This is a genomic window from Streptomyces canus, from assembly GCF_001514145.1.
Taxonomy (GTDB): domain Bacteria; phylum Actinomycetota; class Actinomycetes; order Streptomycetales; family Streptomycetaceae; genus Streptomyces; species Streptomyces canus.
This window is the reverse complement of the sequence record NZ_KQ948697.1, coordinates 5228-5933: the sequence shown is the minus strand read 5'-3', so window position 1 is coordinate 5933 and position 706 is coordinate 5228. Positions and strand designations below refer to the sequence as shown.

The following is a 706-nucleotide window of genomic DNA, read 5'->3' as shown; positions in this document are numbered from 1 at the left end:
CCACATCACCCGTGCGATACATCCGCGCACCCGACGGACCGTACGGATCGGCCACGAAACGCTCCGACGTCAGATCCGCACGCCCGTGATAACCCCGCGCCAGCACCACGCCCGCCACATACAACTCACCCGCCACACCCGGCGGGACCGGCCTGAGAGCGGCATCCAGCACATAGGCGCGGGTGTTCCAGAACGGACGCCCGATCGGCACCGGACCCGACGCCACCACCCGCCCCGGCTCGATCCGAAAGTCCGTGCAGTTGACCGTCGCCTCCGTCGGACCATACGCATTGACCACCGTCACGCCCGGATGCGCAGCCCGCCACGAAGCCAGCGCCTCACCCAGCAGCGCCTCACCACCGGTCACCAACGTCCCCGACGGCGACACCTGCGCCGGCAACACCTCCAACAACCCCAGATGCGACGGCGTGACCTTCATGAACGACGGCCCACCCGCAGCCGCCGCATGCTCGTCCAACTCCGCCAGCACCACCCGGCCACCACTGACCAACGGCGTATACAACGCCGTCACCGTCAGATCAAAAGCCACCGACGAATGCAACACCGCAGAACCAGCCGCGTCCTCATACACCTCACGCGCCCGCTCCAAATACGCACCCACCGAAACGTGCTCAACCACCACACCCTTCGGCCGACCCGTCGAACCCGACGTATAAATCACATACACCGGATCCCGAGGACTGAC

At 66.3% G+C, this 706-nt stretch carries 1 protein-coding gene; it reads right to left on the bottom strand.

Annotation, left to right across the window (positions count from 1 at the left end; genetic code table 11):
• Positions 1–706 (bottom strand): AMP-binding protein (locus AQJ46_RS50810; protein WP_159064283.1); only part of this gene is annotated, 706 nt, incomplete at both ends.